We start from the raw sequence: 9,598 nt of genomic DNA, 5'->3' as shown, positions 1-9,598 counted from the left end.
CTGACCAATAATGAGGCGGAGCAAGCACTACGTCATTGGGTTATTGCGCGCAAATTAAGCCACGGTACCCGTAATGGCCAAGGCAGTCATGTGTTCGCCATACTTGCGAGCGTGATTGATACGTGTAAGAAGCGCAACGCCTGTCCGTGGAAATATCTCGCTGAGGTTATCACGGCTCGGCGCCAGGGGCTGGATGTGCCTCCTCTGCCTCTTGCTGCGTAAAAAAAATGAGAGGGGTCTGAACGGTTACACAGAGGGTGGTCCAACAGGCTGTACGGTTCATCCCCGCATGTGCGGGGAACATTCTGCTCTCGGATTAATTTTTTTTACCCTCAAACGGTTCATCCCCGCATGTGCGGGGAACATACCGTTATGATCAGCATGACAAATATATTCACCGGTTCATCCCCGCATGTGCGGGGAACATTTTACACCTTCCTTAATAAATTATACCGCTATCGGTTCATCCCCGCATGTGCGGGGAACATACCAATTGTATCTACCTTAAAACGAAGGATTATTCAACCCCTTTCTTTTCCACCGAGCATTTTCCGATTTTCCCGGATTCTACACCCTCTCTTTCTCCTTTTATTCCAACAAATTAGAAAAAGTAGTTTCCAACCCCTTCAGTTCCACCGGATTTCCATGTCCTCACAGCAGGTTACATGGTCATTTGCTCTATAACTTTGACAGGAAAAATCCTCCCGGCGTCCCAGCGAGCCTAACAGGAAATGGGTGAGCAGTTATTGTGCTGTCCAATCGGCCTTGCCCGATTGATTCGATCCATCCTCTTCGGAGAGTGCAAAGCCTCCCAGAGGTCATTGCGCTGCTGCAAATTCAGCCAAAACTGTGCTGTATTGCCGAATACCTTGGCCAACATCAGAGCAGTATCAACCGTTACTGATCTCTTGCCGATACAGAGCTCGTTGACGGTCTTTCGGCTTACGCCCATTGCAGCAGCAAGCTGCCCCTGCGTAATTCCCAGAGGCACCATAAACTCCTCGGCAATCATTTCCCCGACACTGACCGGCTGATGTTTAGTGAGTATCATCAGTATCCCTCATCTGTATGTGTGATTATCCAGATAGACGTCATCCGCCTCTCCCCGTTCTGCATCCCAAATGAAAATAAGACGCCATTGGTTATTGACCCGTATAGAGCATTTCCCCAGTAATTTTCCAGACAACCTCTCAAAATGATTGCTGGGTGGGATCCTTAAGTCAGCATCACAAGTTGCATCGTCCAGCAGCTGCAACTTTCGAAACAACCGTGAACGAAGTGCTGAAGGAATTTTCTTGGAATGAGAATCCTCTATGAAAAAGTTCTTTAGCCATTTGTTACGAAAACTTTCTATCATAGTTACAGTGTAACACCCACAGTTACACTCGGCAAGTTCTGATTGCTTACGATTAAGCTCGGCAAGACAATCACATTGAGGACAGGAAATGAATCCGAGAAAGGCTTGCACTTTAGCACTAGGTGAATAATAATTCTCACTTCTTCTTTTTCTTCTTCGACTCCGCTGTTGCCTCGACCTATCAAATGCTATACTGATACACCGTTTTTAACATAATCAAACATTAATGATTTTTCCGATTTCCATTCGTCAGGAGTAAATGCCGATGCTTCAATCGGCGCAACGACCTGATAAATAGCATCGGTTAATATATCAATCCGTTCCCAATAGCTTTTATCCGAAAAACTGGAAGAAATAACCACCAGATCAATATCACTGTCCTTGCGAGCTGTCCCGCTGGCATGAGAACCGAACAGAATCAACTGTTCAACTCGGATATTGACGGATTCCAATACCTTTTTGAACCGCTTTACGGCAACTAAAACTGTGTCTTGACCCATTGCAGCACTTCCTTACTTTTCTTTATCATTTCTCCTGTGATCTCTCTGGTGTATGCAGCCTGTATTTTCGCTAACTTATCCGGGTCGCCAAGCTGACGCAATGTCACCCTTTCTTCTTTTTCTTCTTCGGCTCTGCCGCCGGAACCTCAGCCTTGAGATGCGGAAACAGAATCACGTCCCGGATGGACGGCGAATCCGTGAGCAGCATCACCAGGCGATCAATCCCGATGCCTTCCCCAGCTGCTGCTGGCATACCGTACTCCAGTGCCCGGACATAATCCGTGTCCAGCTCCGGATGGATTTCCTCATCATCGCCGCGCTCGGCAATCTGCTTGGTAAAGCGCTCGTGTTGATCAATGGGATCATTCAGCTCGGAAAAGGCATTGGCCAGCTCCCGACCAGTGATGAAGAGTTCAAAGCGATCTGTAATGCTCGGGTCTTCCTCGTTGCGGCGGGCCAAGGGCGAGACCTCGGCTGGATAGGCCGTAATAAAGGTGGGATCAATGAGTTTTTCTTCCACCAACTGCTCGAACAGCTCAGTCTTGGCCTTGCCCGGCCCGGCATCCGGCTGGAGCTTGATACCATGTTTCTTGGCCAGCCCCATGATAGTACTATCATTCTTGAGAAGTTCAGGTTCAATGCCGCCAACTTCCACCAGGGCCTCATCCATGGTGTAGCGCTTCCAGGGCGGTGCCAGATTCACCGGCATACCCTGATAAATAATCTCTGCAGACCCGCAAACCTGGGTTGCAATGGAAGAAATCATCTCTTCGGTCACCTCCATCAGATCTTCATAAGTGGCATAGGCCTGATAAAACTCCAGCATGGTGAATTCCGGGTTATGGCGGGTGGACAGGCCCTCGTTGCGAAAATTCCGGTTGATCTCAAAAACCCGTTCAAAGCCACCCACCACCAGGCGTTTGAGATAAAGCTCCGGTGCGACACGGAGGAACAGATCCATGTCCAGAGCATTATGATGGGTCTTAAAGGGCCTGGCTGTAGCACCACCAGGAACCGGCTGCATCATCGGGGTTTCCACCTCCATAAAGCCCCGGTCTGTAAGGAACTGACGAATCAACCGAATAATCTCCACCCGCTTGCGAAAGGTTTCCCGAACCTCTGGATTAACAATCAGATCCACATAACGCTGCCGATAACGGGTCTCTACATCAGTCAGGCCGTGAAACTTCTCGGGCAGGGGACGCTGGGACTTGGTGATCATGTACAGCCTGGATGCCTCAATGGAAGGTTCCCCGGTCTTGGTCTTGAACAGCTTGCCTTCTACTCCGACAATATCGCCCACATCCCATTTCTTAAAAAGCTGGAACTCCTCGCCCAGCATATCACGACGGGCATAGATCTGCATTTGTCCGGTTTCATCCTGGACATGAAAAAAGGCAGCCTTGCCGAATTTTCGCAAAGACATGATACGACCGGCCACCCGATAGACCGCATCATCCGGGGCATGGGTTTCCGGTTCCAGGCTCTCTGCCAGGGGCAGGATTTCCCTCACCGGCTGAGGATTTTTAAAATCATTGCTAAACAGATTCACCCCGGCATCAGCCAGGGTCTGGGCTTTTTCACGTCGTTGTTTGAGGAGTTGGTTCTGATTATCCATTTATTGCACTAATGAGTTATGGGTTGTTTCCGACGAGTCAGTAAGAGCCTTGTACCACACATTCATGCTCTCAATTTTTCCAGAAATATTTGTATTATTTTTTAACCGTCCGGCAAAGGTATACCCAGCCCGGGCAAAGGTAATGTTGATAGCCGGGGAGACAGCACGGGCAATGGTATAGGCCGTGTTCATTTTCTCTTCTTGCATGGCCTGTTCCATCTGCTGCAAAAGATGCAACGCAAGATTATACCCTGCCTGCTCAGGCAGGGTGGCAAAGTCTGTCATTTCCACATTGGCAACTTCTCTGTCCATCTCTGCCGAGGCCAGGGCAACCAGTTTTCCGTCTGTTTCTGCACCAAAATAGGCAACATGGGTTTCCATGGTCTCTAACAGATATTTTTCCTCATAAATGGGAAAGGGATAAGAGGCAAAGGTCTGTTCATAGATTGTTGCCATGGCCGGGATATCCTTCCGGGCACATCGTCGGAGGGTCAACCGCGCATCTGGAGGCAGCATTGCTGTGCTCCGCTTGTCCTCGGCAATATGCAGGATATTTTCCAGTTGCGCAGCATCATCTTCCTGGGCCCGGATCTTCCTGAGATAATAGCCCATGAACAGGGCACTTGTTTTCCCTTGAAAAAAACCGGGAATTTCAGCTTCTTTAACAAAACCTGCCTGTAGAAATGCAGCTCCTGCATCTTCCGGTACTTTGGCAAAAATCTTGGAATACCCCTTATGCTCTGCCAGCTCAAGCAATTGCTGCGGAAAGTCTGCCGGAGAGTGATCAGCAAGCCGCATAAGATAAATACGATCATTATACGATCCGTGCTGAATCGTACTGCCCTGATATTCTTCAATCCTGTCCTTCACCATTCTCCCGCTTCTCCATTCGCTCATTATCCTGCGGCACCAAAGAAAGTGTATCACTATAATCAGCCAGTAACCTGTCTATGCCTACGGGCTGATACTCTGTTGCCTCATCCAGGGAAAGCTGGAGAGTACAATCATTACATTTACGATCACAGAAAACCGGTTCATAGGAGTCTGGTTCCTTATAGGTGGTGATCACTCCCTCATAATTGCGTAGTATCACTTTGTTGGTGGACCAGGAAATAAGGTAGTGGGGCATGATCGGAATCTTGCCGCCGCCTCCGGGCGCATCAATAACATAGGTGGGGACACTGAAACCGCTGGTATGGCCGATCAGGTTTTCTATGATTTCAATCCCTTTGCCCACCGGGGTACGAAAATGGCTCAGGCCCTCAGAAAGATCACATTGGTAGAGATAATAGGGCCGAACCCGGTTAGCCACCAGTTTATGGAACAGGGTTCGCATGATTCTGGAACAGTCATTGACCCCGGACAGAAGTACAGACTGATTCCCCAGCGGAATGCCTGCGTCAGCCAGTTTGGCCAAGGCTCTGCGGGCGCATTCAGTTAATTCTCTGGGATGATTAAAATGGGTATTGATCCACAGGGGATGATGTTTTTTTAATATGTTGACTAAGTCATCTGTGATCCGATAGGGCAAGACCACCGGGGTTCTCGTACCGATCCGAACCACTTCAACATGCTCTATTTTGCCCAGTTCCGTGAGGATATAATCCAGGTATTCATCCGGCAGCAGGAAGGGATCACCACCGCTGAGAAGAACGTCACGAATGACCGGGGTGTTTCGAATATATTCCAGGCCCTGCTTAATAACCTTTTTTGATGGAATATTATCCACATCACCAACCTTTCTTTTCCTGGTGCAATGACGGCAGTACATGGCACAGACATTGCTGACCAGAAAGAGCACCCGATCCGGGTAGCGATGAGTGATACCCGGCACCGGACTGTCCTGGTCCTCGTGCAGGGGATCCGCCATATCCTCATTCGACATCTCCAGTTCCTGAATGGACGGAACCGACTGCATGAACACAGGATCGTTTTCGAAATTCTCCGTATTAATCAGGGAAAGATAATAGGGCGTGATGGAGAGAGGAAATTTTTTAATAGTTTGTTGAATCTGTTTTCTCTTTTCTTCTCCAAGATCAAGGTTCAGGAAATCCTCCAGTTGCTGCAAGGAACGGATACGATGTTTCACCTGCCATCTCCAGTCGTTCCAGATGGTTTTGGAGACATCAGCGTCTATTCGTTCGCCGATTTCCTGTTGATTTTCTGTATAAATCATTGTCTCCTTCATTGTATTCCTTATAGTTGAATAACGGATACGCGAACAGCTGCCAGACATTTTTTCGGCTTTCTCTCAGGCCTGCTGTTCGCCGCTTCAATGCTTTCTGCGATTATGAGAGATATTTTGCCCGCAGATTTGCTGACACCTCTCTGGTCAGCTGCAACACTTTTTCCGCATGCTCCAAACGCAACGAACCAGTCCCGCAACTCGGTGTGATCAACGTCTGTCGGAGCAAATCAGCCCGGTCCCGGCCCGGTCGAACAAGCTTTTCCATCTGATGCTCCCAGAGCAGGGTCAGGGATTCTGCGCTTTCTTTTTCAATATCATAGGGTTTACCAGTAGGAACACCGCCCCAGGCCAAAATGGCCCCCCGATCCAGATATGCATGCACCTGGTCGTTCAGGGCTGCCAGCTTATCAAAAAAGCTGTAGGCATCAAAACTGAGAATATCAATGTTTGCGCCCAACAGGATTTCCCATTCTGTGTTAGCGCATACATGGATTGCCATGAGTCCGCCAGCCTGATGAACCGCATCAGCCACCTCATTGATCATCTCCTGGATTTCCGCATTGGTTACCGAAATAAAGGCGGAAGAACCCAAGCCAGCCAAGGCTGGTTCATCAATGAACGTAATCACTGGCTTGCTATGACAACAGGACAGAAAACGGGTCTGCCAGGCTGCTTTCATGGCAATACCTTTGACCACCATTTCCCGGATAGTGTCGTCGTAATATCCGGCCCGGCCCTGGATATCCTTAATCCCGGTTAACATAGTAAAAGGACCAGTAACCTGCCCTTTAAGGGCGACGAGCTTGTCATCACACTGTCCGGTCTGCAATGCCTCGCCAAAGCAGTACAGGCCCTCGGCCCGTTCCCGGCTGACCCGAAATCTGGCCCCTGCTGGTGCTTCCGGGTTTTCCAGCACAGCCATATAGTCCTCGTAAAAGGTCAGCATCTGCTCTTCAAAATCAGGTCCAGTGATGTCATAAAGAATGCGACCTTCCGGATCGCTGATATTTTCTTCCCGAATACAGGGAATCCCCTCAGCAAACTGGGGCATCATCCCCTCCAGAGGATCGCCGGGCAGCTGGGGCCAGAGGGGAACTTCCGGGGTGGCAGTGAAAATACGCTCCAGAGCCTCCTTGTGGTCGCTCAGAGGCAGGGAACCGATGAGGACAGGGAGACCATTTGCGGTAAATGTATTCTTATTTGCAATCATATTTTAGCCTTTTAGTGTTATATAGTATCATAAATGGTTGTCAGAACGAGTACCCTTGATAATCATGGATTAAATTCACAGATCCCGTAAGGGCGTTCCATGGCTCAGCATAATTAATCAACCTCTTGGACGGTTGCCAGTCTTTTCTTTCTTTTTCTTCCTTTGAAGACAGGTCTGGACCAATCCCACGATCAGCAAGGTCAGATGCACCCCAAAGAGAAAGCCGGTAACGGTCGTCCTGGTCAAAATCTGCGCTTTCACGGCAGGCCAGTTATTCACCCGCACAGTAACATCTTTTGCAAGAACAGGATAGGGGACCAAATCCCCATCCGCAGCAAAAAAGGTTTTTCCGTGCAGATGATCCAGCAGGGTTTTCTCTCCGATAGAGACCTTAAAGCTGTTCTTGGTTTTTTCAAGGGGTAATGGTGAATCCTTATGGGTCCAATAGATATTATGGTTCCCGTAATACACCTGCATGAGATCAGCGTAAAGATTGTTTCCAAGGATGAAAACGCCGATCATGCCGATAAGCAGCAATAATGGGTTGATGATTCTTGTGTACATCTTTTTTTTCTGGAATTATAAATTATCCTTGTTGCCTGTGGAGCTTTCTCACTTCTCTTTCGGTTGAGATATTTCCCGGATCATTTCCGGTGTAATTTCTTTCAAACCGCTCAGGCCCTCAAGAATTTCTTCTATTTTTTCTATATTTCCTTTCATGATTTCAGTAATATCATAACCGAACTCCTCCTGCACAGATTTTGACTCTGACAGAACAATCATATTGCTCATCACCCCCCGCAACAGATAGTTGGTTGTTCTCACAGCGGCATTATAGGCTACGGCTTTTTCTCGCTCTTTTCTGCGTTTTATGTTGTTGATATAATCAATCACCAGACCGGTTACAATCAGAACAGCAACGGAAAGGCATTGATCCAGCATAGTACTGTGCAAGGTATAGATAAATTCGATCAAGTCGCAACCCAAAAAGACCTCGCTTAGAAGTATCACACTGGATAAGGCAAAAAACAGCAGCGTAAATCTGAATTTCACTGCAAAATTGGGAAGCCGCTCTCCAGGTCTCTGCGGGGGAAATGCATAACATTCTTTATCCATTATTTGTCAAACTCCCACCCCAACTTGCTTTTCGTCATCAATCATATCATTCCTCTGTAATTTATAGTTCCTGTTTTAGTAAGTTATCTTTCTGCTATACAACACTGTTTTGAGATAATCCTCTGTAACAATAAACTCTGGTTCCGTCTTATTCATCTCCCGCATAAGGGGAATAACCTTGGTTCGGATGCCCATGCCCCGGTAATCCACATATTTATAATCCCGTAGCACTTCCATGATAATGGTGTTTCTCGGTGATCGTTGCCCGGCAATCATTTTGTCCACAGACATGGAATTGGGCAAGGCACCCGGACTGATCACCTCCAGCCGGTCTGCGTACAGTCCTATTTCAATGTCCACAAAGCGGGTCCAATCCCGATGCGCCAAGGCATTGACAATAACCTCCCGCACAGCTTCAAAGGGATATTTTCTGTAGGTCTCCCGACGCATGTGCTCTGTTATCTCGCTGCCCTCTTCGGTAATAAACGGGGTGATCAACGGCATCACCCGGTCAAGCAGGCCCGGATCAGCAAGCTCAGATAAGCCGTCCCGGTTGATCCGACGTCCCACCAGCGGGCCGTCCAGGATCTCATCCAGCAGGGCCTTGTATTCCTTGTCCTCTCCTGAAAAGGTAAAAACCCGGATACCGGCCTGTTTTAAATATCTCCGGGGATGGTATCCGAATAAAACCAAGCCAGCAACCGTGCAGCAGATGACCTCCCCGGCTTGGGTGAGAAATCCCAGGCGGGTGAGGCGGGTCTCCCACTCTTCCTGGCTTGCGGGTATCTCTGGGTCATTAATAATGTCGCGGAGATAATTTTCCAACCGCACCAGATCAAGGCAGGAGATATCTGTGCGCGGAACTGGCATATCATCACGTTTAAACTCAACTCCCGAGTTCTCTCCGTTGAGGATAATTTCCTGCAATTCTTTTTTTAACATGGCTCAAGGAACATCATGCGTATTATAGAGGTTGTTCGTTATGCGTCACAAGGGGATCATTCCTCGTACCTTGTGACCGGATACAATCCCCAATCCCCTTGGGGATCATCGTTCGTCACTTGGGGATAACTCCTCGTCACCTGTGACGGAACATAATCCCCCTGGGGATTGCCTTGCGTCACAGGGGGATCATCCTTCGTACCTTGTGACCAGGCATGATCCCCTTGGGGATGGTCTTACGCCACAGGGGGATGATGAGGCGAATCTGAGGGGACTATTTGCGGAACTTCCGCATCTTCTTGACCAACTCGTCATCCTTGCCCAGCAGACCGGAGATCAGGTCGGCAAAGTCGGAGGCGTCGTCATAGGCATCATCCAGCGTGCGGTTGGCCTCAGCTGTGGCCTCTTTGGCCCTGGCAGCTGCTTCCTGCTGCTCAATTTCCGCAGTGTCGGCAGTCGTTTTCTTGACTTTAAGTTCGTCCACCCGGTTGGTGGGGTCAAAGTCTTTGTCGGTCAACACCTCCTGATTTTCTTCAACAAGAGTGATGAGATGGTCACCCTCCTGAGTGTTGTTCGCCGACAACGACAGTTGTAAACAGTTCTTTTAATGTCCATCTATGATCAGTCAGTCCCGCTGCCATTGCGGGCGTCCGTTGTATCCATTTGC

General features: G+C 48.7%; 11 protein-coding genes and 1 pseudogene. 1 reads left to right on the top strand and 11 read right to left on the bottom strand.

Annotated elements, in window-relative coordinates:
- Positions 1-222 (top strand): annotated as a pseudogene (locus L2082_RS16480) (IS66 family transposase); the annotation flags it as partial.
- Between the two features lie 499 nt (positions 223-721).
- Here L2082_RS16480 and L2082_RS16475 read toward each other — a convergent pair.
- The 11 genes from L2082_RS16475 to L2082_RS16425 form a co-directional block, all read right to left on the bottom strand.
- Positions 722-1,051, bottom strand: coding sequence for a HigA family addiction module antitoxin (locus tag L2082_RS16475; RefSeq protein WP_446011987.1), 330 nt, complete (start codon positions 1,049-1,051; stop codon positions 722-724).
- A gap of 9 nt (positions 1,052-1,060) precedes the next feature.
- Positions 1,061-1,357, bottom strand: coding sequence for a type II toxin-antitoxin system RelE/ParE family toxin (locus tag L2082_RS16470; protein WP_446011986.1), 297 nt, complete (start codon positions 1,355-1,357; stop codon positions 1,061-1,063).
- A gap of 188 nt (positions 1,358-1,545) precedes the next feature.
- Positions 1,546-1,857 carry a nucleotidyltransferase domain-containing protein gene (locus tag L2082_RS16465; protein ID WP_446011985.1) on the bottom strand — a complete coding sequence of 104 codons (312 nt, stop codon included), beginning with the start codon at positions 1,855-1,857 and terminating at the stop codon, positions 1,546-1,548.
- A gap of 103 nt (positions 1,858-1,960) precedes the next feature.
- Positions 1,961-3,475, bottom strand: a complete 1,515-nt coding sequence (lysS, locus tag L2082_RS16460; RefSeq protein WP_446011984.1) for a lysine--tRNA ligase — start codon at positions 3,473-3,475, stop codon at positions 1,961-1,963.
- Positions 3,476-4,372, bottom strand: a complete 897-nt coding sequence (gene ablB / locus L2082_RS16455) for a putative beta-lysine N-acetyltransferase (RefSeq protein WP_446011983.1) — start codon at positions 4,370-4,372, stop codon at positions 3,476-3,478.
- Positions 4,329-5,651: a lysine 2,3-aminomutase gene (gene kamA / locus L2082_RS16450; RefSeq protein WP_446011982.1), complete on the bottom strand. Its 1,323-nt coding sequence runs from the start codon at positions 5,649-5,651 to the stop codon at positions 4,329-4,331. The genes ablB and kamA overlap by 44 nt, the downstream gene beginning before the upstream one ends.
- A 112-nt stretch (positions 5,652-5,763) precedes the next feature.
- On the bottom strand, positions 5,764-6,873 hold the full coding sequence (locus L2082_RS16445) for a hypothetical protein (RefSeq protein ID WP_446010838.1): 1,110 nt from the start codon (positions 6,871-6,873) through the stop codon (positions 5,764-5,766).
- Positions 6,874-6,990: 117 nt separating this feature from the next.
- Positions 6,991-7,437: a hypothetical protein gene (locus L2082_RS16440; RefSeq protein WP_446010839.1), complete on the bottom strand. Its 447-nt coding sequence runs from the start codon at positions 7,435-7,437 to the stop codon at positions 6,991-6,993.
- Between the two features lie 48 nt (positions 7,438-7,485).
- Positions 7,486-7,989, bottom strand: coding sequence for a hypothetical protein (locus tag L2082_RS16435; protein WP_446010840.1), 504 nt, complete (start codon positions 7,987-7,989; stop codon positions 7,486-7,488).
- Positions 7,990-8,064: 75 nt separating this feature from the next.
- Positions 8,065-8,931: an ATP-binding protein gene (locus tag L2082_RS16430; RefSeq protein WP_446010841.1), complete on the bottom strand. Its 867-nt coding sequence runs from the start codon at positions 8,929-8,931 to the stop codon at positions 8,065-8,067.
- Between the two features lie 274 nt (positions 8,932-9,205).
- Positions 9,206-9,514, bottom strand: coding sequence for a hypothetical protein (locus L2082_RS16425; RefSeq protein WP_446011981.1), 309 nt, complete (start codon positions 9,512-9,514; stop codon positions 9,206-9,208).
- Positions 9,515-9,598: the final 84 nt, after the last annotated feature.

The organism is Candidatus Electrothrix sp. (genome assembly GCF_052785085.1).
The sequence above is the reverse complement of the archived record's forward strand: the minus strand, read 5'-3'. Positions and strand labels throughout refer to the sequence as shown.